The organism is Desulfopila inferna (assembly GCF_016919005.1).
Taxonomy (GTDB): domain Bacteria; phylum Desulfobacterota; class Desulfobulbia; order Desulfobulbales; family Desulfocapsaceae; genus Desulfopila_A; species Desulfopila_A inferna.
This window is the reverse complement of record NZ_JAFFQE010000006.1, coordinates 40,113-63,129: the sequence shown is the minus strand read 5'-3', so window position 1 is coordinate 63,129 and position 23,017 is coordinate 40,113. Positions and strand designations below refer to the sequence as shown.

At 48.8% G+C, this 23,017-nt stretch carries 22 protein-coding genes; 13 read left to right on the top strand and 9 right to left on the bottom strand.

Annotated elements, in window-relative coordinates; translation table 11 throughout:
- The first annotated feature begins 43 nt into the window (after window positions 1-43).
- The 10 genes from JWG88_RS14985 to mobB all read left to right on the top strand — a co-directional run bounded on the left by JWG88_RS14985 (window position 44) and on the right by mobB (window position 12,999).
- Complete coding sequence (locus JWG88_RS14985; protein WP_240194480.1) at window positions 44-1,225, top strand: ABC transporter substrate-binding protein; 1,182 nt, start codon at window positions 44-46, stop codon at window positions 1,223-1,225.
- Window positions 1,226-1,263: 38 nt separating this feature from the next.
- Window positions 1,264-3,714 (top strand): cache domain-containing protein, encoded by a 2,451-nt coding sequence (locus JWG88_RS14980; RefSeq protein WP_205234601.1) that lies wholly within the window; start codon window positions 1,264-1,266, stop codon window positions 3,712-3,714.
- A gap of 128 nt (window positions 3,715-3,842) precedes the next feature.
- The gene (locus tag JWG88_RS14975) at window positions 3,843-4,520 is read left to right on the top strand and encodes a response regulator transcription factor (protein ID WP_205234600.1); all 678 of its coding nucleotides are present in this window, start codon (window positions 3,843-3,845) and stop codon (window positions 4,518-4,520) included.
- A gap of 223 nt (window positions 4,521-4,743) precedes the next feature.
- Window positions 4,744-6,594: a 4Fe-4S binding protein gene (locus JWG88_RS14970; RefSeq protein ID WP_205234599.1), complete on the top strand. Its 1,851-nt coding sequence runs from the start codon at window positions 4,744-4,746 to the stop codon at window positions 6,592-6,594.
- Entirely contained in the window at window positions 6,591-7,217 is a 627-nt protein-coding gene (locus JWG88_RS14965) for a TorD/DmsD family molecular chaperone (RefSeq protein WP_205234598.1), read from the top strand. Before JWG88_RS14970 ends, JWG88_RS14965 begins: the two co-directional genes overlap by 4 nt.
- A 218-nt stretch (window positions 7,218-7,435) precedes the next feature.
- The gene (locus JWG88_RS14960) at window positions 7,436-7,627 is read left to right on the top strand and encodes a hypothetical protein (RefSeq protein ID WP_205234597.1); all 192 of its coding nucleotides are present in this window, start codon (window positions 7,436-7,438) and stop codon (window positions 7,625-7,627) included.
- Window positions 7,628-7,700: 73 nt separating this feature from the next.
- A complete protein-coding gene (locus JWG88_RS14955) occupies window positions 7,701-10,499 on the top strand; it encodes a formate dehydrogenase subunit alpha (RefSeq protein WP_205234596.1) in 2,799 nt (932 codons plus the stop codon).
- 15 nt (window positions 10,500-10,514) lie between these two features.
- The gene (fdh3B, locus tag JWG88_RS14950) at window positions 10,515-11,102 is read left to right on the top strand and encodes a formate dehydrogenase FDH3 subunit beta (protein WP_205234595.1); all 588 of its coding nucleotides are present in this window, start codon (window positions 10,515-10,517) and stop codon (window positions 11,100-11,102) included.
- A 91-nt stretch (window positions 11,103-11,193) separates the two neighbouring features.
- Window positions 11,194-12,099 (top strand): formate dehydrogenase subunit gamma, encoded by a 906-nt coding sequence (locus JWG88_RS14945; RefSeq protein WP_240194479.1) that lies wholly within the window; start codon window positions 11,194-11,196, stop codon window positions 12,097-12,099.
- Between the two features lie 225 nt (window positions 12,100-12,324).
- Window positions 12,325-12,999, top strand: a complete 675-nt coding sequence (gene mobB / locus JWG88_RS14940; RefSeq protein WP_205234594.1) for a molybdopterin-guanine dinucleotide biosynthesis protein B — start codon at window positions 12,325-12,327, stop codon at window positions 12,997-12,999.
- On the opposite strand, the gene JWG88_RS14935 is transcribed toward mobB, so the two are convergent.
- The 3 genes from JWG88_RS14935 to serS form a co-directional block, all read right to left on the bottom strand.
- Complete coding sequence (locus JWG88_RS14935) at window positions 13,000-14,415, bottom strand: MFS transporter (protein ID WP_205234593.1); 1,416 nt, start codon at window positions 14,413-14,415, stop codon at window positions 13,000-13,002.
- Between the two features lie 114 nt (window positions 14,416-14,529).
- On the bottom strand, window positions 14,530-15,873 hold the full coding sequence (locus tag JWG88_RS14930) for a hypothetical protein (RefSeq protein WP_240194478.1): 1,344 nt from the start codon (window positions 15,871-15,873) through the stop codon (window positions 14,530-14,532).
- Between the two features lie 10 nt (window positions 15,874-15,883).
- The gene (gene serS, locus JWG88_RS14925; protein WP_205234592.1) at window positions 15,884-17,161 is read right to left on the bottom strand and encodes a serine--tRNA ligase; all 1,278 of its coding nucleotides are present in this window, start codon (window positions 17,159-17,161) and stop codon (window positions 15,884-15,886) included.
- A 287-nt stretch (window positions 17,162-17,448) separates the two neighbouring features.
- Between serS and tatC the strand changes: the two genes are divergently transcribed.
- The gene (gene tatC, locus JWG88_RS14920; protein WP_205234591.1) at window positions 17,449-18,144 is read left to right on the top strand and encodes a twin-arginine translocase subunit TatC; all 696 of its coding nucleotides are present in this window, start codon (window positions 17,449-17,451) and stop codon (window positions 18,142-18,144) included.
- A gap of 88 nt (window positions 18,145-18,232) precedes the next feature.
- Here tatC and JWG88_RS14915 read toward each other — a convergent pair whose 3' ends face one another.
- Entirely contained in the window at window positions 18,233-18,652 is a 420-nt protein-coding gene (locus JWG88_RS14915) for a 2-thiouracil desulfurase family protein (RefSeq protein ID WP_205234590.1), read from the bottom strand.
- Between the two features lie 117 nt (window positions 18,653-18,769).
- Here JWG88_RS14915 and JWG88_RS14910 point away from each other — a divergent pair, with 117 nt between their 5' ends.
- Window positions 18,770-19,090 (top strand): FtsB family cell division protein, encoded by a 321-nt coding sequence (locus JWG88_RS14910; RefSeq protein ID WP_205234589.1) that lies wholly within the window; start codon window positions 18,770-18,772, stop codon window positions 19,088-19,090.
- A 30-nt stretch (window positions 19,091-19,120) separates the two neighbouring features.
- Here JWG88_RS14910 and JWG88_RS14905 read toward each other — a convergent pair whose 3' ends face one another.
- Window positions 19,121-19,312 (bottom strand): FmdB family zinc ribbon protein, encoded by a 192-nt coding sequence (locus tag JWG88_RS14905; RefSeq protein WP_205234588.1) that lies wholly within the window; start codon window positions 19,310-19,312, stop codon window positions 19,121-19,123.
- A 57-nt stretch (window positions 19,313-19,369) separates the two neighbouring features.
- Entirely contained in the window at window positions 19,370-19,744 is a 375-nt protein-coding gene (locus tag JWG88_RS14900) for a helix-turn-helix domain-containing protein (RefSeq protein ID WP_205234587.1), read from the bottom strand.
- A gap of 546 nt (window positions 19,745-20,290) precedes the next feature.
- Between JWG88_RS14900 and JWG88_RS14895 the strand changes: the two genes are divergently transcribed.
- Window positions 20,291-21,064, top strand: a complete 774-nt coding sequence (locus JWG88_RS14895; RefSeq protein ID WP_205234586.1) for a uracil-DNA glycosylase — start codon at window positions 20,291-20,293, stop codon at window positions 21,062-21,064.
- 29 nt (window positions 21,065-21,093) lie between these two features.
- Here JWG88_RS14895 and JWG88_RS14890 read toward each other — a convergent pair whose 3' ends face one another.
- From JWG88_RS14890 to JWG88_RS14880, 3 genes are all read right to left on the bottom strand, one after another.
- Window positions 21,094-21,477, bottom strand: coding sequence for a PqqD family protein (locus tag JWG88_RS14890; RefSeq protein WP_205234585.1), 384 nt, complete (start codon window positions 21,475-21,477; stop codon window positions 21,094-21,096).
- Window positions 21,458-22,339 carry a hypothetical protein gene (locus JWG88_RS14885; RefSeq protein WP_205234584.1) on the bottom strand — a complete coding sequence of 294 codons (882 nt, stop codon included), beginning with the start codon at window positions 22,337-22,339 and terminating at the stop codon, window positions 21,458-21,460. The genes JWG88_RS14890 and JWG88_RS14885 overlap by 20 nt, the downstream gene beginning before the upstream one ends.
- A gap of 71 nt (window positions 22,340-22,410) precedes the next feature.
- Complete coding sequence (locus JWG88_RS14880) at window positions 22,411-23,004, bottom strand: hypothetical protein (RefSeq protein ID WP_205234583.1); 594 nt, start codon at window positions 23,002-23,004, stop codon at window positions 22,411-22,413.
- Window positions 23,005-23,017 lie beyond the last annotated feature (13 nt).

Here is a 23,017-nt window from a genome sequence, read left to right as displayed (position 1 = left end):
GCGGATCACTCTCCAGGCAGAAACAAATGAAGGCAAGTAAATTATGATCACACGAAGGAGCATTTCAGTTCCAGTCGTATCTTTGATAGTGGCTTTTTCCATTGTTTTCACGGTGCCGGCCATGAGCGATGAGCCTCTACTGGCAGTAAAACATCAGCCAATAGTCCTGGGGCAGTCCTGTGCCCTGTCGGGCCCCGCTCAAAATCTTGGTTTGGAATTGCGGGCCGGCCTGTTGGCCGCCTTTTCCAAGAAAAACGATGAAGGTGGAATTCGGGGTAGAGATATTCTCCTTATCAGTAGAGATGATGGCTATGAACCCGACAGGGCAATAAGGAATATCCGGTCCTTCATCGAAAAACACAACGTGTTTATGATAATAGGTGAGGTCGGCACCCCCACATCAAAGGCGGTAATTCCGTTAATTGAGCAACATGAAGTGCCGTTTTTCGGTCCGTTTACCGGTGCAGAATTTCTGCGTGAACCATTCAGGAAGAATATTATCAATGTCAGGGGCAGTTATTATCAGGAGATGGAAAAGCTGGCCTCATATCTCATCGATGAAAAAAAGATCAGCAGAATAGCCTGCTTTTATCAGAACGACAGTTACGGGCTTGACGGCCTGCAGGGCATCAGACAAGCTCTTAAAAGAAGAGGGATGAAACTGGTCTCCGAAGGGACTTATGAACGCAATACCGTGGCGGTCATGGGAGGATTGCGGGATGTGCATAAGGGTAACCCGGAGGCCATAGTTCTGGTTGGGGCCTACTCGGCCTGCGCTGAATTTATCAAACTGAGCAAGGTCAAGGAGGAGGGCGAAAGGATCTACTGCAGCATTTCTTTTGTCGGTACCGAGAGTCTGCAGAAGGCTCTCGGCCGTTATGCCGAAAACGTGATTGTCTCTCAAGTGGTTCCCAATCCCCGGGACTCTTCCCTTCCTCTGATTAAGGAATATCTCGAAGCGATGAGCAAATACCAGCATGATGTGCCCATCAGCTTCACTTCTCTTGAAGGCTACATCGCCGGGAAACTCTTCTCTGAAATTGCCACTCATGTCCAGGGAGAGTTGACCAGGAAGAATTTTGTGGACACTATGGAATCCATTGGCCGCTTCGACCTCGGCGGACTCGTCCTCAGCTTTGGTGAGAAAGATCATCAGGGTCTGGATGAGATTTATCTGACCAGAATAATGCCCACTATCCAAGTCATCGAAACAGCAGTGCAATAATGCCGAAAATAGCCTCATGTCGATCGTAATTGCTTAATATGAAAAAAAACATATGGCAGAGGATGAATATCGGCCCCCGAAGAATTTCTCTTTCCTCGTCTCCCTTCTACGCCTCCGCTGCGGTGATTATATCGCTTGGTGTTTTTATGGCTATTTTCTGGGCATTTAATGAATATGAAGCCTATAACGAGAGTATCGAGAATATCAGGCAGAGCTATGATGCCCGCTATCGTGAACGTGTTCGGGAGGAGGTGGAGAAGGTAATAGATTTCGTGGAGTACAGACGCTCGCAGGCGGTGCAGCGAATCGAAAGTGAAATCCGTGACAGGGTCCAGTCCGCTTATTCAATCTCTTCGCACATGTACAGCAGGCACAAGGATGAAATGGCGGAGATAGAGCTTAAGGATCTTGTGGTTGAGGTACTGCGCCCGATCAGATGGAGTAACGGCAGGGGGTATTATTTTGCCGGCGGTGTTGAAAGCGGCATTATCGACCTGTATGGCGATGACCCGTTTTATGAAGGAAAGAGCCGGTTTTCTCCGGAACTGCGCGAGGCGCGTAAAAAATTTCGGGATATTACCGGGATCGTCAAGGAAAAAGGCGCTGGAATATATCGTTATAACTGGACCAAGCCCGAAGCAGTCGGCAGAGTATATCCCAAAATCTCATTCGTGAAATATTTCAAGCCATTTGACTGGTATATCGGAGCAGGGATCTATATAGACGATTTGGAAAAGACCCTGCAGGACGATGTCCTCGCGAGAATTCAGAATATTCGCTTCGGCAGGGATGGCGAGATTCTCGGTTTCCGTTTCGACGGCACCATAATATGTCATCGGGACGAACGTTTTATCGGGCGCTCCATTTCTGATTTTGGTGATGATCAGGAATATAAGTTTGGCAGTGAGATGTGGCAAAAAGGTATATCCACGGATGCTGAAGGTTTCGTGCGTTATGTCTCTTCCAAGGATTCTCAGGATGTTAAAAACAATCGTAATCTTGCCTATGTAAAGGCGTATGACAGCTGGGGTTGGATCTTTGTCGCAACAATGTCCATGGATGATATGGAGCAGGCCATCGAGAAAGAGCGCAAAACATATCTTCGTATTAATTTTGAAAATATCACTCTTTTCATCAGTCTCTTTATCGTAGCCGTCTCCCTGATGTTACTTTTTGCCTATTTCTACTCACTGAGAATCAAACACGGCATCAGCCTTTTCACCAATTTCTTAAGAAGAGCCGTTGATGAAAAGAACAGGATAGAGGACACCCATCTGGCCTTTACGGAATTTGAAGATCTGCGATACCTGGCCAATCAGATGGTGGATGATCTCTCCCAGAAAGAACTCCTGATCAGGCGGGATGAACTCCGGCTTGATACATTACTGCAACTCGGTATGATGGAAGATCGATGTTTCCAGGATAAATATGAGTTTATTTTGGAACGGATAGTCAGGATCACCCGCAGTGAAGGGGGGTATCTCGCGCTTGTCAACACGGCACAAACGCACCTCAATCTCTATTGCTGTTATGAAATATCAGCTGAAGGGGAAGGAAAAACCATCCAGGTGTCTGGTATTTCAAGACCGCTCGAGCAGGCAGGACTTCCCGGAAAAGCGGTGATCCGGGGAGAGGCGGTAGTCTGCAACGGGTATCCCGGTACACAGCAGCTCTTTCCTTATAAAAGGATGGTACATCGACATCTTAATGTGCCGATTTACAACAGCGGCAAGATTGTCATTGTTGCCGGTGTTTATAACAACGGCCGGGATTATGACACCTCTGACATCCGTCAGATGACAATGCTGCTTGACGGTCTCTGGCTTCATGTCCTGAAAGTTTGCGCCGAAGAGGAAATGACCAGATTGGAGCGTCAGATCATAGCGGTCAGCGAAGAAGAACGCAGCACCATCGGCAGGGATCTTCACGACGATCTCGGTTCTCATCTCAGCGGGGTCGAATTGCTGTGCATGGTCCTGCAGAAAAAGTTGAAACAGGATGCCCCCGATAAGGTGGAAGAACTTGACGCTATCAGAAATCTGATCCGGGAGGCCATTGAAATAACCAGGAGACTTGCTCAGGGGTTATACCCGGTTCATGTGGTGGAACATGGTCTTGAATCATCCTTCGGTGAATTGAAGGTGGAGATTGAAAATCTTTTTGATCTGCAGTGCAATTTAATTATAGATATTGACGATGAACAGATGGATCCCTCGAGGGCTATCCATCTGTATTATATTACCAGAGAGGCTGTCTTCAATGCCGCCAGACATGGACGTCCACTGAATATTGAAATACATCTGCTCATTGAAAAGCGACGGCTCAGTTTGAAAATTGACGATGACGGTTGTGGATTTAAAGAAAAGTCGACTCAGCTCGGCATCGGTCTGCATACCATGAAATACCGGGCCAAGGCTATAGGTGCAAGCCTCGTCGTCGAATCAAAAGTGGGCCAGGGCACCAGTATTTCGCTGGAAGGAGAAAAGTAAAAGTGATGGACTCGTAAAAAGCTCGATCTACGTCGTTTCAGATACGACGCCTGCCATCAAGCTTTCTCGAAGTCTGACTTATCGCAGAGCCCATCTGGGCCAATGACTTTCTTATGAGAGTATAAAAGATGACGAAAATACTTATTGTCGATGACCATCCCATTTTGAGAATGGGCATGAGGGAGCTTCTCAACCAGGAGGATGGCTTTGAGGTATGCGCCGTTGCCGAGAATATTTCTTCCGCGAGAAAAGCGATCAGAGAGACTGGACCGGATATGGCCATAATCGATATATCACTGGCAGGAGAAAACGGGCTCGATCTGGTCAAGGAGATCAATGGCAGCAATAGAAACATGGCCATCCTGGTTCTTTCCATGCATGATGAATCAGTCTGGGCGGAGCGGGCTATCAGGGCCGGCGCGCGCGGCTATATCATGAAGAAGGAAGCTGCCGAATCCATAGTTACTGCAGTCAGAAACATACTAGCCGGCAAGGTGCATGTCAGTGATAAAATTATGGCTCGTCTGCTTGATAAATTCCACGTCAACCCCGACTCCAGCACGGCCTGTACGGAAGAGGCCCTGACAGATAGAGAGCTCGAGGTCTTTCGCCTGATAGGGCTGGGGTTATCCACCCGGGAAATAGCCTCACGAATGAACCTTGGTGTAAAAACCATTGGAACGTATCGTGACAGAATAAAGCAGAAACTCTGCATCAAGAGCGGCTCCGAACTCACCAGAAGGGCGGTTCTCTGGACGGAGAAAGATACATTTGGTTCACAGAAAGCTGTCGACGTAGGCAAATAACCTACATCTTCACCTGGTTTTTCCTTACCTGATTTAAGGTTTTTCACCGATTTCCTCTCTCCCTCTTTTTTTCTATACTGTACAACCATACCGCAAGGCTGCTATAGGGATTTCACAAACCTGACGCAGCCAAGGTATCCTGGCCGGAACCTCCGGTTGCCTTGCTCAGTCAGGGTTTTTCCCATGACGGAGTTATCTTGGACCCCAATGGATGAGGAGATGCATGGAAAAAGTGTTTTCCACAAGATATATATGCACTGATCATAATGGTGATGTCGACTTCAGGTCATACCAAGGGAGTATTCAGCCGGGACGATCGTTGGTGCTGCCCGATAACGACACCATTCTACTGGCCGGAGGATTCCCGGAGCTTTCTCCCGAAACCAGTTTTCCCCTGTCGCCAACCCTGCAGTTGCAGGCGGAACTCACCGATCTTAGCGATAGTGAGCTTTTTTCCGTTGCCGATGCTGAACTGCAGCGCTACCAGTCAATACAATATAACAGCTATCAGATCGATGCCGACCCACGTATATGTGTAATCGGCACAACCGCCGCGGAGCTCGACGCTTTCGTGGATATCTACGGGGGCATTCTCGATATTCATGCCCTTCCGCTTCGTGGATCGAACCCCGATTATCCCGCCGTAACCGAGATAGTGATAGAAGAAGCCGAGCATAGCTGCAGAATCCGTTATCGCAAACGAGCATCGCTAAACCGTGAACTCTGTACATACTGCGGAGCATGCGGTGAGGCCTGCCCGGAAAAATGTATCTCGCCACATCTCCATATTGATTATTCGCATTGCACATTCTGCAAAGAATGCGAGAAGGCATGCAGGAATGATGCCCTGGATGTCCACGGGGTGGAGGAAATTATCCTCCACGTGCCTGCCCTGATTTTCCTGGGCGAGGCAGAGCTCGAACTGCCTGAAAAGGCTGATTGCGTATACCACGAAAAGCAGTTGCCGGAGTTTTTCAAGACGCTGTCTTCTGCTGAAATAAAAGAGGTTGTCTGCCATAACAACAGCATCTGCCAATACAGCGGCCGGCTTGAAATAGGTTGTAGCCGCTGTGTTGACAGTTGTCTTTATCAGGCTTTGAGCAGACAGAAAAAAGGCATCGTCATCGATCATAGCCTCTGTCGGGAGTGTGGCACCTGTATAGCGTCATGCCCGACGGGTGCTATGCAGAACGGTTATTTCAACGATGAAGCTTTGTGGCGGTATCTGCGGAAACTGGATATCGACCCGGGAAGGGATCTCATTATCGGAGAGGAGCAGGAGTTGCATCTTCTCTGGTGGCAAAATGGCCGCGGGAGATCGAATAAGGCCTTTTATCTCGAGTATTCCATGATTGAGGCGCTTTCATATTTTCATCTTCTCCTCTTTTTCGCTTCGGGGTTCCGGCGGATCATCCTTTTGCAGGATGCAGCCAAACAACACCCGGAAATGAAAAGGGCCAACAAGGTAGTATCGTCTCTTTTCGGAAGGGACTTTGCGCATTGCCTTCCTGTCGAGGAATATGATGCCGCGATGCATGAGACCGACCTGTCTCATCCGCTCAAAGCACTTCTGGATGTGTCTGCTTTCATCAATCGAAGAGCCCTGTTCTCCGCTCTCTTTCACCATTTGATCGGCGAGGCGGACAAAGAGTTGGAGACGGAGACGATTTCCAACGATTTTCCCGCCGTTTCATGCGATACGGCAGGCTGTACCCAGTGTCTGGCCTGTTTGAATGAGTGCACAACCGGAGCCCTGCTTGCCGATGAAAAAAGCATGTCTCTTACCTATACGGCCGGACTTTGTGTGGGGTGCGGCATTTGTGTCCGGATCTGCCCGGAAGGGGTTCTCAGTCTGTCCGGCATGAAAGATGTCGGCGAGGAGTATTTCAGCAGGAAGGTTCTCTCTCAGGGTGATCCGGCCATATGTAAAAAGTGCGGTAAAATCTTCGGCACCCGGAAGAGCCTGGATCGTGTACTGCAGATTTTATCGTCGCGGGAGTCGGTGAATGTCGAGCATTTCGAATATTGCGAAACCTGCCGGGTAATACAACTATTTGAGGCGGAAAAAACATGATCGATATGGAAGAAAAAGAAATACGAAAAGTACGGCTGCGCCTCCTCGACCTGCTCAAGTCGTTCTTCATCGAAGAGCCGGATGGAGAGAAGATCAGCCGCTGGAGAGGAACATTCAACGCCCTGGCCAGAGAGAGGGTTAACCCTGCCCTCGACGAAAGTGTCACCCAAATCCATCGATTTCTGGAAAAAGGCAACCTCAAGGCTCTGCAAGATGAATATTACACTCTTTTTGTAGATCCCTTTGGGGAAGAACAGTTGAGCACTTCAGCATCGTTTTATCTCGACGGCAGGAGCCATGGTAAGACTCTGGTTGAGCTGCGTACTTTCCTTTCCGGGATGGGACTCTCCAAGAAAAAGGAAGTTATCGAAACGGAGGATTCCCTGGTGGTTTTGCTTGATGTGCTGACCCGGCTTATTGAGAATGAAGAGGGTATGGCTAAAGATAAAACTGAGGAGCTGCAGGCAGAGCTTCTCAATAATTATCTGATTCCTTTGGCTGCTGATTTTAAGGCGGCCTGCGAAAAAAATGACTCGGCCCTTTTTTATGAAGCATGCAGCCGCTTCTTCTGTGGCTATCTGGAACTTGAGAAGGGGTTGACTGGATCTGTCGTACATCCGTAATGGGTGAATCGGCATGTTAATAAATAGTGCTGTCCATAAATGGCACTTTCGGAGTCTATGCTTACCTGCCCTAACTCTTCGTTGCTCGCAAAATTTAATCCAGGGAATATTAAGTATATGCCAGTGGTTGAATTCATCGAGTGCTTGGATTTTGAACAGACAGCGCAGACTTCCAAATTGCTCACCCCCGGACAGACGCTAACTAAGGAGGAGGAAAAATGAAAAAGGATCAGGATAAACGACGTTCGTTTCTTAAGCATATCCTGGCTGGGGCAACTGTTGTGGCAGGTAGTATTGCCGCTATAAAACCTGCCAAGGCCAAATCCGTCTCTCTGAGGCGGGAAGGTGAAGATGTGCTTTATCATGAGAGTGAGAAATTTAAGAAGTATTATCAATCTCTGCGATCGTAGTTCCTCGTTTTTTCAATGTAAGTCGCCAACCGACAAGGTTGCATGGAGAACACGCACTTAAGGAGGCTAGAATATGGCAAGATGTAAAATTCGTAAATCTTCGGAAACGGGCATAGAAAGTACCGGCCGAAGAGTTACTCTCAACCCTAAAATTGCCAGGAGATCTTTTCTGAAGATATCCGCGGCAACCGCGGCTCTGACCGGAGCTGCAATGACCACCAAACTTACCACCAGGGCCCAGGCGGCGAAGGGCAAATCCAGTCCTTATGCAAACTCGGAAAAGATCAATACCATTTGTACCTACTGTTCGGTCGGCTGTGGAATAGAAGCTGAAGTTCACAACGGTGTCTGGGTTCGCCAGGATATCGCCGCCGATCACCCGGTTTCACGAGGATCACACTGCTGCAAAGGGGCCGGCGCCATTGATATGGTCACCAGCCCCAAGCGCCTCAAGCATCCCATGAAAAAAGTGAATGGCAAATGGACCACCATCAGCTGGGATCAGGCCATGAACGAGATAGGTGACAAGCTCATGGAAATTCGTGAAAATGACGGGCCTGATGCCCTGCATTTCAACGGCAGCGCCAAGGTCTCCACCGAAATGGCTTATCAACACCGGAAATTTGCCGCCTTCTGGGGGTCGAATAATGTCGATCACCAGGCCCGTATCTGACACTCCGCAACGGTGGCAGGTGTCGCCAATACTTGGGGTTACGGAGCAATGACAAACAGCCTGAACGATATGAGACATGCCAAAAGTTTCATATTTATCGGCTCGAATCCGCCGGAAGCGCATCCGGTGGCCATGCAGCATATCCTGCATGCAAAGGAAAAAAATAATGCACCGATCATAGTCGTCGACCCGCGCAGATCAAAACTGGCGGCAAAAGCAAGCGACTATGTACGAATACGTCCAGGAACGGATGCGGCATTTATGCTGGGCCTGATTCGTGAAATCGTGGCTAACGGCTGGGAAGACAAGGAATTCATCAGGACCCGGGTTTCCGGCTACGAGGAACTTCTTGAAACCGTCCAGAAATATACTCCGGAAGAAGTGGAGGATGTTACCGGGATTCCGGCCGATCAGACCCGCCATGTTGCCAAACTGCTGGCCAATAACAGGCCGACCAGCCTCACCTGGTGCATGGGTGGAACCCAGCATTCAATCGGCAGTTCGATCACCAGAAGCTTCTGTCTGCTCCAACTGGTCCTGGGCAATATGGGAAAATCCGGTGGAGGAACCAATATCTTCCGTGGCCATGACAATGTTCAGGGCTCAACAGATATGTGTATCCTCTCTCACAGCCTGCCGGCATATTACGGGCTTGCAGAAGGAGCGTGGAAGCATTGGTGCAGGGTCTGGGATGTCGACTTTGACTGGATTGCCTCCAGGTTTAAGTCTCCGGAGTGGATGCAAAAACCAGGATTCACCCTTTCCCGCTGGTATGAAGGCGTCAACCAGGAGGAGAAGATCCATCAGTATACTCCTATCAAAGCCATGATTCAGTGGGGATGTGGGGCCAACTCCAACTCCCAGTACCACAAGGTGAAGCAGGCCTATGATAAACTAGACCTGCTGGTGGTGATTGATCCCTTTCCAACAATGGCTGCCGCCGCCTGCGGGACCGACAACATCTACCTGCTGCCCAGCGCCAGCCAATATGAGACATCCGGCAGTGTCACCTCTACCTCGCGGCAGATACAGTGGCGCTACAAGGTTGTCGATCCTGTTCATAACAGCAAGGACGACTATCAGATTATGGAACTGCTGGTCAACAAACTGGGATTCGCCGATAAATTCTACAAGAATATCAAACAGGTCCCTGAAGATATTACCCGTGAGCTGGGTTCGGGATCACTGACCATCGGCTATAACGGCCAGACTCCGGAACGAATCAAGAAGCATATGGAGAACTGGCATACCTTCGATATCGATTCCATGCAGGCCAAAGGCGGCCCCTGCGACGGCGAATACTATGGAATGCCGTGGCCGTGCTGGACCGAGGATCATCCGGGAACACCAATTCTCTACGATATTTCCAAACCGGTCGCAGAAGGCGGCCTGCCGTTCAGGAACCGGTTCGGACTCGAGAAAACCTATGATTCCAGCGGACGTACGGAAAACCAGCTGGCTGCCGAGGGTGTGGCTAATCCCGGAAGCGAAGTAAACGGCGGATATGCTGAATTCAAGGATGTCGTGCCGGGAACGAACTGGAAAACCGATCTGTCCCAGGAGACATTGCGAAATGCCATCTCCCGTGGCATGGCGCCGTTCGGCAACGCCAGAGCCCGCTGCATCGTCTGGCAATTTCCGGATCAGATACCGATCCATCGCGAGCCCCTGCATTCGCCGCGGCCCGATCTTATCAAACGGTATCCTACCTATGAGGATAAGGAAAATCATTACCGTGTCGATACCAGGTTCAAGAGTGAGCAGAATCCTGAGCTGGTTAAGGAATTTCCCTACGTCATCACCACCGGCCGGATGGTCGAGCATATGGGGGCCGGCGCCGAAACCCGCAGCAATCAGTACCTGGCTGAGTTGCAGCCGGATATGTATGCGGAGATCAATCCACGGCTGGCCAATGATATGGGAATTCGCGACGGTCAGATGATGTGGGTGGAGTCTCCCGAAGGAGGCAAGATCAAGGTCAAGGCCTTTGTCACCGAAAGAGTGGATGAGAAGACTATCTTTCTGCCATACCATTTTGCAGGTGTGCTCATGGGTGAGTCACTCGTCGATAAATATCCTGAAGGTCATGCGCCGTATGTTGTCGGAGAATGCGGTAATGTGGTCACCAATTACGGATATGACATTGTCACGCAAATTCAGGCCACCAAGGATGGACTGTGCAAAATCAGCAAGGCCTGATGAGGAGGAAATGATATGGCAAGAGTAAAATTCTTATGCGATGCAGAGCGCTGCATCGATTGTAGCGGGTGCGTCGTCGCCTGTAAGGAAGGCAACCATATACCTGTCGGGGTGAATCGCCGGCGGGTGATTACCCTGAATCAGGGCAAACCCGGAGAAAAATCGATTTCAGTATCATGTATGCATTGTGCTGATGCTCCCTGTCTCGCGGTATGTCCGGTTGATGCCGTATATCAGCGTGATGACGGTATTGTCCTGGTGGATAAAAAGGCCTGTATCGGCTGCGGATACTGCTTTATGGCCTGCCCCTTCGGGGCGCCGCAGTTTCCTCAGTCCGGTTTTTTCGGAGCTCGTGGAGCCATGGATAAGTGCACTTTCTGTGCCGGCGGTCCCGAAGAAACCTTTAGTGAGGAGGAAAAGCGTCTCTATGGCCAGAACCGGATCGCTGAGGGGAAAGTACCTCTGTGTGCTGGAATGTGTTCTACCAAAGCTTTATTGGCAGGTGATGCCGATGTGGTCGCCGATGTTTATCGCGAACGGGTCTTCCAACGGGGTTCCGGTGTAAATGCCTGGGGTTGGGATAAGGCTTATGAGAAAAAGTAATCTTCAATGACGGGATTACTCATCAATCAGCGCTGCTTTTTCCATTCAAAAATGGATGAAGCAGCGCAACATATTATTACAGGAGCATGATATGCAGAGAAGTATCGCATCTGCGTTTCTGCTGGGAATTGTATGTGTGGCAGGGTCAGCAGGTGTGGCATTTGCGCAGGAACCTCTGGCGCAGCAGGGTTTGACTACATCTCTTTCCATGTATTATACGCAGTTCATGAACGGTATTGCTGGAAACTGGCAGGAGTACGGTGAACTCTTTACCCTTTTACAAGGGGAATGGTTTCGGAAACTGTTTCTTATCGTTATCACAGCAGTACCCGTTGTATTCCTGCTGCACTATCTGATTGTCGGAGCCAAGCATTTCGACCATGACGGCGAACAGATACTTTTCTTCAGCAAATATGCCAGAATCGTCCATTTTATTGCCGCAGTTTCGTTCTCATTGCTGGTTATCACCGGGCTGCTCATCATTTTTGGCGCTTTTTTCGGTGGAGGAGCCTTCATCCGGGGTACAAGATATGTCCATTTGGCCTCGGCTATGGTTTTTGCTGTTCCGGGCTTGCTCATGTTTCTTCTCTGGTTCAAGGACATGCTGCCGCAGCTCCATGATATCTCCTGGATGCTTATTGTGGGGGGATATCTCAGCAAGAAGAAGAAACCGGTGCCTGCAGGTAAGTTTAACGCCGGACAGAAGATGTACTTCTGGTTTGCAACGCTGGGTGGCGGAGTTATGGCATATACGGGCTATATCATCTGGGGATTCGGTGCAGGGGTGGATACCGTCAGGATTTACACCATAATCCATAATATCCTTGGAATGGGCATCGTGGCCTTCTATTTCACTCATTTCTACATGTCTGTCTTTGCGATAGAAGGTTCCCTGCAGAGTATGAGGACCGGATATAAGCCACAGGAAGAAGTTGATATCCTGCACAGCAGGTATAATTATAAAACAAACTCAGCTCAGCTGGAAAAGACCCTTTAGACAGATTTTCAGGAGTAAGAAAATGAAGGCGGATTGACCATAAGGTTAATCCGCCTTTTTGCGTCTTCGCCTTCTGAACAAATAACCTTGTCGACCAATGTTCCATAATATATATACTGCGGTGCCCGGCTTGGTGAGGTTTTTTCTTGATGAGCCCTTTGCTTAATTGTGGTAGGTATTCTATAAGGACATTCGTTAAGAACCGAGTTGGTCATGGAGGGGAGTATGTCGGCTGTAGTAACTTTTATCGGGTATCATGACAGCGGGAAGACCGAACTTGTAAGCCGGGTTGTCTCAAATCTCAAAAACCTCGGCCATCGTGTAGCGGTGATAAAATCCAGCAATGAACCCGGGATCGCTTTTGATAAAGAGGGCACCGATACCTATAAGCATCGTCAGGCCGGTGCCGATTCAGTTCTCTTTGTGGGGCCTGACCAGATGGTGCTGCAGACCGGGCCCAGTCACCATTCGATTATTACTCTGGCTCATCGGTATTTCCCGGATGTGGATATAGTCATTGGTGAGGGGTTCAAGCATGCCCGCAAGATTCCCAAGATTGAAGTGCGCAGCAACAGAGATCAGGATCTTCGCGCTGAAGTTCACGGAGTAATTGCCGTGGTTACCGATCTGGATATTTCTGGAGATTATATCTTTCGGATGGATGAAGCTCCGGAAATTGCCTCTTTTATCGAAAAGCGATATATTCGCGAGCGTAACAAGCGGCCGGAGAAAACATCTTTGCTGGTGAATGGCAGAAAAATTCCTATTAAGGAATTCATCCAGGATAGCCTGGCCGGCACGGTCGTCGGTTTTGTCGAGGCGCTCAAACTTACAGACGGGATAAAAGAAATTGAGATCAGGATACGACTCACTGACAGGGATACATCTGCAAAGGAGTAATCAGCTATCCGTCTTTTCCGGGGATGCGTGCAGGGAACCCCGAAACCAGGAAAAAAAGACGCCCGTGAGACAGAGAACGGCCGATATGGTGAAAATTATGTGGATGCTTTGCAGAAACAGATCGTAGTTCTCGGGGGTGATCGCCTGGCGCCCGACAATCAGGGCAAGGACCACTGTGACCATGGCCATACTGAACATCTGCCCAAGCAGCCGCATGGTGGCTACCACTCCCGAGGCCAGTCCGTAATGCCGCTTTTCCACGGCGCTCATTATTGCGTTCATGTTAGGAGAGCTGAACAAGGCAAATCCGGTGCCGAGCAGGATCAGGTTGGCGACGATCAAATATGTTTCGGTATCAGGTTGCAGCATGATAAACAGGATTACACCGATAACGGTTATCAGCATGCCGATGCTGGCTATGAGGCGGGGCTCGATCCTGTCAGACCATCGACCGGCAACAGGAGAGAGCAATGCCATCATCACAGGCTGGGCCATCAGCACTGTTCCCGCGACCTGCGGAGACATTCCCTTAATATATTGGAGATAGAGGCTTAGCAGGAAGGTAACCGCAAACGTAGCTGAGTAGTTGAGCAGGGCAGCGGTGCTCGAAAATGCAAAGGTCCTATTCTCACTAAAAAGGCGGACATCAAACACTGGAAAGCGTGCCGACAACTGATGTCTGATGAAGAACCCTAAAAGAAGCAGACCACTAAAAAGCAGCATGCTGCCCGCAAGGGACGGCAGCCGCGTTGCGCCATAGACCAGGGCCAGGACTGCGGTAATATAGAGTAGGCTGCCGAACAGATCGAACCGCTGGCCGGGTTCCCCGCGCCATTCACCCTTGAGATAGTGCAGAGTCAGCAGAAGGGAGAAGATACCCAGCGGCAGCATGATCACGAAGATGCTGCGCCAGCCGAAGTGCTGGGTCAGTAAACCACCGACAAACGGCCCGGCCGATAAACCGATATAGACCGCCGCAACATAGATGCCGATGGCCTTTCCGCGTTTATTCACGGGAAAAACCGAGGTTAAAATCGCCATTCCCGTAGAAACGAACATGGCTGCGCCGAATCCCTGGAGGGCGCGTGTGGCGATGAGTGCGGCGGCTGAATGGGCCAGCAGGGCCGCGGCTGATCCAAGAGTGTATACACCCAGGCCCGCGGCAAAGATCTTTTTTCTGCCATAAATGTCGGCAATCTTTCCGGCAGGAACGAGGGCAATGGCAACTGCCAGAAGATAGGCGGTGGCGATCCAACTCAGCTGGACCGCATTCATGTGCAGATCTTTCTGGATTGCCGGCAGGGCGACATTGACCGAGGAAATCATAAACGGTCCCATGAATGAGGTCAGAGTAGTGACGATCAAAGCCGACCTTTCCAGGGCAGGATCGCTTGAATATGGTGCGGATCCACTCATGGTAATCTTTATTCTGTTGTCGTAACAAGGTAGATTATGAAACGATGATACCGGTGTTAACGCGATGGAGCAGAAAATTGCAGTACTCCCGGATTTCCCGGCTTACTGGAAACGCTAATAATCTTCAATCAGTCTGCGAAATCGACGGAGCTGCTTTTCCCTGAGGTTACGGTGGTCGAGACGGTATATGTCGGAGGGAAAAAGCAGCATGGCGACACCGGTATCAAATATCCTCTTTACCTCATATTCATCGTGTGACACATCGCGTTGATAGATATAATTCAGATAGGATTTGTTGGTATGAAGGATGAATTCCACGCGAATGCCGCCCAGTCGGGCAAAGAACTTGAGCATCTGGGTTCTGGTAGAACTGCCCACTGCTGAACTTTGATATTCCTTACCGGTGAGGGTGTCGGAAATATCCTCAAGGGTCATGAATGAGTCAATCTTGAGAGCGCTGTTGGTAAGGTGCCGCTGAAACTGTTTGACATCATTGATGGTATTGAGGACAGCCATAAGACCAAGTTCGTCGTCAACGGCCACTGCAGGATTCTTTTCGTTTTTGCGCAGCAGCTTCAGAACTTTTGCTTCGGGTGTTTTTTTACGGATGGTAACGTAGATTGGATAATCCCTGTCTCTGGAGCGGAAGCGCCTTCGCTTGATCAAGGTTATTTTCCTTCCCGGAATATGCTCTGCCGCTTGCAGCTGGTCCTCGGAGATCACCTCCACTCCGGTACAGGAAAAGAACCGGGGCTCATGGCTGCTGACCAGATAGGCGATTTCCAGCTCACCGATTTTCATCGAGGGGCTCCAGACATACTCATTGAGAAAGGTCAGGAATCTGGAGAACTTGTCCTCAATTCCCGTTTCCCGTTCCCGCTGATCGATTAAGGCGGCAAGGTTCATCAGGGTCAACTTCCGTTTGGCTTCAAACCGCGCTTTCTTGTGATACCTGTCATTGAAGACGATGAGCAGCAAATCCAGGGGATTACTGGTTATCTGTATCTCATTGGTTGTTTCGATATGCGAAGAGAAGGGTGCAAGAATTTTGCTGCGCAGATAGATGATTACATCATTTGCAGTTCTGGCATAATCGCTGAGCTTGCCCTCGATTTCGCGAACATTGCCTTCAATGCCGAACATGTTGCCCAACAGCATTTTCGATCTCTTTTGCCGTTTGTCGCGCTCTTCCTCGCTATCGATGAGAGTCTGTATATCCCTGAAAGACTGGATGTCGAGAAATTCGAAAATCTGGTTGCGGACGCTGCGGTATTTAGTGACGTCTATCTGCTCGCGGCAGTGGTCACGCACCCAGTTTTTGACTTCCCTGGAGAAGGGATGGGCGCAGGAAACACTCTCCTCACAGGAAAACGGTCCATCCTGTTTAAGGGAGGTGAAAATGGATTCCTTGCCTATGACCTTCATGGCGGGGGCATCTTCGGGATGGCTTCTATTCATTGGGGGAAAATCAGAATCTCCTGGTAAAGTAAGGTTCGAGAACTTCCGGCACCTGAATTGTACCGTCTTCACGTTGATAATTCTCCATTACCGCGAGAAGTGTTCGTCCGACGGCCAGTCCAGAACCATTCAAGGTATGTACCAGGGTACTCTTTTTCTGCCCTTCGGGGCGATATCGTATAGAGCCTCTCCTTGCCTGGAAATCGAGAAAATTAGAGCAGGATGATATTTCTCTATATGCCTGCTGACCCGGCAGCCACACTTCGATATCATATGTTTTTGTGGCGGAAAAGCCCAGGTCACCGGAACAGAGCGTGACAATCCGGTAGTGCAGGCCGAGGAGCTGCAGAACTTCCTCGGCATCTGCCAGCAGTGATTCCAGTTCGTCCATGGAGGTTTCCGGAGTCGTAAATTTAACCAACTCAACCTTGGTGAACTGATGCTGACGAATCAGCCCCCTGGTGTCCCGGCCATGAGATCCTGCCTCGGAGCGGAAGCAGGGCGTAAAAGAGGTGAATTTAATCGGCAGATCCTTTTCGGCGATAGTTTCATCTCTGTAAATATTGGTTACCGGTACTTCTGCAGTGGGAATGAGATAGAGATCCCAATCCTTTATTTTAAAAAGATCTTCCTCAAACTTGGGCAGCTGACCGGTTGCAGTCATGCTTGCCGTATTGACCATGAAGGGAGGAAGGACTTCGGTATAGCCATGCTTCTCGGTATGCAGATCCAGCATAAAATTGGTGAGCGCTCTATCGAGCTTGGAGGCAAAGCCGCGCAGGAGGGAAAACCTGCTGCCGGCTAATTTGGCACCACATTCAAAATCAATGATCTGCAGGTTCTCCCCTAATTCGTAATGGGGCTTGGGAGTAAAGGAAAATTGGGGTTTTTCTCCCCATACCTTTATCTCTATATTATCCGAATCGTCTTGGCCTTCCGGTACGGAGTCATCGCAGATATTGGGAATGGCCATGACGATGTGCTGCAGATTGTCCTGGATTTCGCTGAGCCTGGCATCCAGATCTTTAATTTTTTGAGAGGTCTTTTTCATCTCCGCGATGAGAGGGTCAGCCTTTTTCTTCTCTTGCTCATTGCCCTTTTTCAGCTGGGCGATTGTCCGGGAAGCGGTATTGCGGGAATTTTTAAGATTTTCCACTTCCGAGAGGATATCAAGACGTTCTTTGTCGACTGCAAGGAAATCATCGAGGATTTCCGGGGAGAGGCCACGTTTGGCTGTTTTTTGTTTTACCAGTTCTATATTCTCTCGGAGAAATCGTAGTTCGAGCATGATGAGTTTATTTATTTTCTGTTTATGGTTAAAAAAGGTAAGAGTTCTTTAAAAAATATGTATCATGTGTGGTGGTTGAAAGCAACCTCTGATGCTGTTGCGACCACTTTATTGAGAGATACCGTCACGCCGCCTGTCTCCATGCCTTCAGGATCGGTGTGCATCGTTCCGGGCAGCAAGATAATTGCTTTCTTTCCGACGTTCTGCTATCTTCGGGCGGTGGCGTCCTGTCTTTTGCCGGATGGGGATTTTGGTGGGCGTTGACCTGCGGGGATCAATTACAGATTATGGAAGCAAGAAACAATCTAGTTATATTTATAAGTGAATTTCGCAAATCCGTGCGCATGCTTGCGCTTGCAATAGCTTTGACCACGACAACCGTATTTTTTATGGCCCCGCGCTTGCTGGAGATGGTGCAGCATCACCTTGCGGATAAGCTCTATTTTTTTAATGTTGCCGGGCCCTTTCTGGCGCATGTCAAGCTCGCCCTTTTCAGTTCGCTTTTTGCCCTGATGCCCTGGGTGATGACGGTTTTATGGAGATCAATCGGCAAACCTTTCGGCGTCAAGGGCGGCCAGCTTATTACTTTCATATTTTTTACCTGTCTGCTCTTCTATTGCGGGACGCTTTTCTGTTATTATGTCACCTTGCCTTTCGGCATTAAATTTCTGCTTGGCTTCGGTTCCGCGGAACTACAGCCGGTAATCTCCGTCGGCAAGTTTGTAAACTTTACCACCCTCTTCATACTGGCCTTCGGTGTAATTTTCGAACTGCCGATATTTATGGTATTTCTTGCAAAAGTAGGGGTGTGCACGCGAGCTTTTTTTGAAAGAAGCAGGAGATATGCTATGCTATTGATAGCAATTGTGGCGGCGCTGCTCACTCCGACACCCGACATCGTCAACATGACGCTGATGGGTGGTCCTCTGTATCTTTTATATGAGGCCGGAATTATAATTCTCATGATAATGAGGATTAAATGATCTACACTGGATAAATCCGCTACCTAAGATGGATGATTGGGGCTTTGGTGGATGTTGATTATTGCAGGGGGGAGGTAGGAGTAAGGCACTAAAACTCTTCCAGGTGGATGCCGTTCTCCTTGAGAAGGGCCGCAGTAACCCCTGATTTTCCAGAGGCGCCGCAGGAAGGGCTGTGGGATTTGAGGATGACGGAATGGATTTTTTGCGACAAGGCAATTGCCAGCACCTGCCGTGCTCCTTTGATAAACTGCCGACTGACATCTTCTCCGCTTTTGGTGATGACCTTGGCCCGGCCGGCTAGAACGTCATGGCCGTCGCCGCCGATAATGTCGGCTGCCTCTCGCGGAGTCGGTAGTCCTCCGAGCTGTTCAGGACAGATCGGAATCCACACGGCGCTCTGCAGCAGCAGGCGACATTCCTCACTGGCTTTGAGTTTGCCGTCATAGCGGGTACACAGGCCCATGAGGCAACTGCTCACCAGATATATATCAGCCGGAGGAATAGTCATACGTCAGGGAAAATTTTGGGAGCAATCGATAAACGAAGCATGAGGCTCCGAGAGTCAGTGCTGTTTATGAACGGACGCTCCTAACCATTTAGAAGTAGTGATTCTAAGATATCATCAATGAAAAAGAAACCAAAAAAAGTACTTTCGCCGCTGCAGAGAAAAAGACTGACAAGAATTATTGCCGTGCTGGCCTTCGCAGCCTTTCTATGGCTTCTTTTTGCACCAAATATGGGCATTGTCACCTTGAAAAGGGAACAGAACAGACTTGAAGCGCTTCAGCTTCAGAAAAATGAGCTGGAAAAGGAGAATGCGATCATGCTTCAGGAGATTGAGCGAATACAGACGGATATTGAATATTTTGAGCGTCTGGCCAGAGAAAAGCACGGTCTTTTGAAGAAGAACGAGGTGATCTTCGACTTTAGTAAGAAAGAAAAGTAAGCAGCCGGACCGGCTGCAATTGTGTTAACCTCAAGAGAAACCGCCACGAGGCTGGCACCCGGGATTGCCTCCGCTTTGAGAGATTTTGATACCCGCCGACATCAGCTTGCGGGTTTCCCTGCTGCCGCAATTTTTGCACACTATATCGTCGTTTGAACGCACTGCCACTATAGTTTCAAAGACGGTACCGCATTTTTCACATTTATACTCATAAATAGGCATGGATCCACCTGCTGCAAAACATTAACTGATTAATTCCTTGTTGCAGGACAGTAAGCACTATTCAATGAGAAGAGAAGACAAAATTTCACACTCTCTGCACTTCTGGATTTTTTCCTCGTCCGTCATTCCTTTTATATCCTCACATTTTGTGCCGCTGAGAAACCAGCAGAGATGACCGCTTTGAAATTCCCAGGCTGGACAATCGAGTTTGGCTTCGCACTGCTTTTTCTCCCAGCATGGAGTGAGGGTTTTGTGCCGGGCTCTCTGTTTACAGAGAAGAAAAAACATTTGGCGTTCTATATGGGATGGTATTTTGCGCCAGCCCTGCTCGTAACTGTGCACCGTTTTTAGGGCCATTCCCAGCAGTTCTGCAAGCTGTTTCTGTGTTTTTCCAAGTTTTTTTCTGGAGACTGCAAATTCGTTTTTGTCCAAAACTTCTCCTCCCTGCCCACTTCTTGGATTGCAAGTCTTGTACGGTGCCAATTCCTGAAGTAATGAGCATTTGCTATTTAATGCATTGCGGTTCGGAAGGATGAAAATAGCGGATCGATCATGCACTATTCCATCTTATCTCTGTTGTAGTATACCACAAATTTCCAGATTAGCCTGAAAAAAATAAGCAGATTGTGAATTTTTTGTCTATTTATATTCAACACTTGATTGGTGTTCGAGGTACTACAATGTAACCATAAAGTCCTACGGCGTGGTATGAATTTTGACTGTCGAAGCAGTGATTCTTCGGCACGACATTGTGTCATTTGAAGAACATAGGAGCATGTTCAAAATAATTTATTTAGTGTGCATATGAAAATTAAGAAAGGCTCTTCCCGCAAATTCAGGATTCCCCAATGGCAGAGAAATTTATCGATCGGGTTTGTGTTGCTGGTTGAACTGTTGTCTTAGGAAAAAATATGTGATCCCTTTTGTGAAAATGGGTATGATGGACTCACAAAACTGCGTGAGGAGTTTCAAAAACCGATGAGTTCAACCAAACTTGAAATATTACAGCAGCTTCATTCTTTATTGTCCTACCACGAGGGCTCGGGACTCTGCACCTATCCGCGCTCTGAGGAGGTAAAGGCATTTCTCCGGTCGGAGCTCTCTTTGCAGACCCCGATGAAAGAAACGACTGATAAACTTCAGCCAAAGCGGCCTGCTGGGAAAGTGGACGCAAGGCCGCCCAGCCACCGGGGCACAATAGTGGAGATAGCTGAAGAAGTTAATACCTGCCGAGGTTGCAGTCTGGCAGAGAAAAGAATTATTCCTGTTGCCGGCAGAGGAGGAAGTAAGCAGATAAGGCTCTTTGTCGTTGGAGGATGGCTGATGGCCGACGGAAAGACCGAAGCTGTTTTCGGCAGAGAAGAAGACCTGATGCTTGAGCGGATGCTGCAGGCTATCCATCTCTCCGCCGACCAAACCTTTGTGTCTAATATCATCAAATGCGGGATAAATCAGGACGTTCAGCCTAAAGCTGAGAATATCGATGCCTGTGTATCTTATCTGGAGAGACAGATTGCCGCTGCCTCTCCTAAAATCATCTGTTCAATGGGAATCGCGGCAACACGGACACTGTTGCAGATCAGTCAGCCTCTCTCCCGGTTGCGCGGACGATTTTATACTTATCACCTTGATGAGCACCGGGAGATTCCGCTAATACCGACCTATCACCCGACCTTCCTTTTGAAAAATCCGGAAATGAAAAAAGCGACGTGGGAGGACCTGCAGCTCATCGAGAAACATTTGCGGCGATGACTCAGGTACTTTTCCTACAATCCAGTGAGCTATCGCAGTGCGATAATGCCTCTTCTGCCAAGATCAGCAAGAAAGACGGTTACTGATTTTTCCGCTTCATGCAGAGTAATATTATACCCGGCTGCAAAGTTGCTGATAATACTCTGGACATTGTTTTCCCCGTCTATATCTTTCCAGACGCGGCTGCCCATTTCATCAAGCTGCAATCTTTTTGTCGGTATTTGGTATGAGTGCTGAAAGCGACGGAAGACACTCAGGAAAAATGGTTTCAAGCGCAAGGGATACTCCAGGAGTATTTCTCCGGAATCCAATGCTGCGAAGGAGACCGAGGTATTGATGACGGGAACGCATTTCAGCGCCTCCTGGCGGCTCAAGGCCGAAGGTCCTTTTTTTTCAGACTGGAGTAATTTCATAGCTTGCCGTGATTTCATGGTGAAGTTGATCATCCAGGGGGTGAATGCCTTCCATAAAGACCCCCAGAAGACGATCTGCTGCGGAATCATGGCGAAGCGTGGCCGCCATGAATGGCTTTTTACCCTGCAGTCGGTAAGAGATCTGCTGTAAGATACCTGGATTTCGAGCATAATCTACTCGATTGCCGGAATCCTCCCATTGGGGATGAAAATCACGCAGATCGAGAAGTGAGGCGAGTATTTCATCAAGAGTGTTGCCGCGCAGCCGCACACCCGCCGGAGCCAGTCGGCAGATATGCAGGCCAGTTTGGACCTTTCGGAAATGCAATGTACTGAGACCTGCATCCATTGTATAGTTCATCAGTCTGAAATCTTGAGGTATTCTAACGCGGAAATCCTGAATTGCCCAGGTGGAGCAAGTATCATCGGCTGAGGCAAATTGTAGTGACTTAAGACATCTTCGAAACTGAATATCGGATAGCTTCCGAAAAAACTGGAACATCACAAAAGTTGAAGAAAGCTGATCATGAAGGTAGACGAGCTGAGGGCCGTTATTTTTGTCCTCAGTGGCAAAGCGGTGGGCTTGAAGAGGGAGAAGATCTTTTTTGATACTGTCGGACACGGTTTTCTGCAAAAGCTTGGTTCCGGTAAGCGTTTGATATTGTCGGACGGTCGACTGGATCAGTTCCGGGATGTTTTTTGAGGATGCGTTGAGCCAGCGCATTTCCATGACCCCCTGGAAGTTACAATCAAAATGAAGGTGGTGAGAACCCGCTACCGTAGCTTCCCACGTATTCGGAACGTTAATGGTTATGCCATTCCAGCAGATACACCGATGTTCAGCATTATCTAGATTTTCCATTTGATGATCCAGGCATTGTTGATGGCGATATGGTGCAAGTTGAGCAGTCGGAAAATAAGTGACAAGTCGATTTATTGGGGAATAAGGTAATCCCAGCCGCTTTCTTTCAGTTTCTCTTTTCTGGCTTGCTGTTCCGGATCGCTGATTTGTTTACACTGCTCTATGAAACAGAGCCGTTCTTTTTCTATCATCTCAGGATAATAGAGCTTTACCTGGTTGCCTATGTTTTCATCAATATCCTGCATATTGTGCTGCAGAATCATATTGATCTTTCTTCCATCTTCGTCCACGAACCTCCACTTCCAGACCTGATTGATGCCGAACGAATCGCCTTCCCACTCGCTTGGGCGGCCATATTTTTCGGTAAAACGGTGCATAAGAATATCATAGAACCGTTTGCTTGAATCCTCATATTTCATTTGTAATTTGACGATAATGCCGGGAGCATTACAGATTCCATATGAAATAACGCCCTTCCGGAAACCGTGCCAATCGACAACAACGGTTTCCTTGAGATAGTTTGAGAGTTCAAAATCCGGATATTTTTCAACACTGGCGCCTAGTTCGATGCCTGCTATCTCGTGAGGCACAACGGAAGATGAAGCCGGGAGCGGAGAGCCGACAAGAAGAACAAGTGCTGCTATACATTGAAGAAAAAATATCATTACCACCACCGGA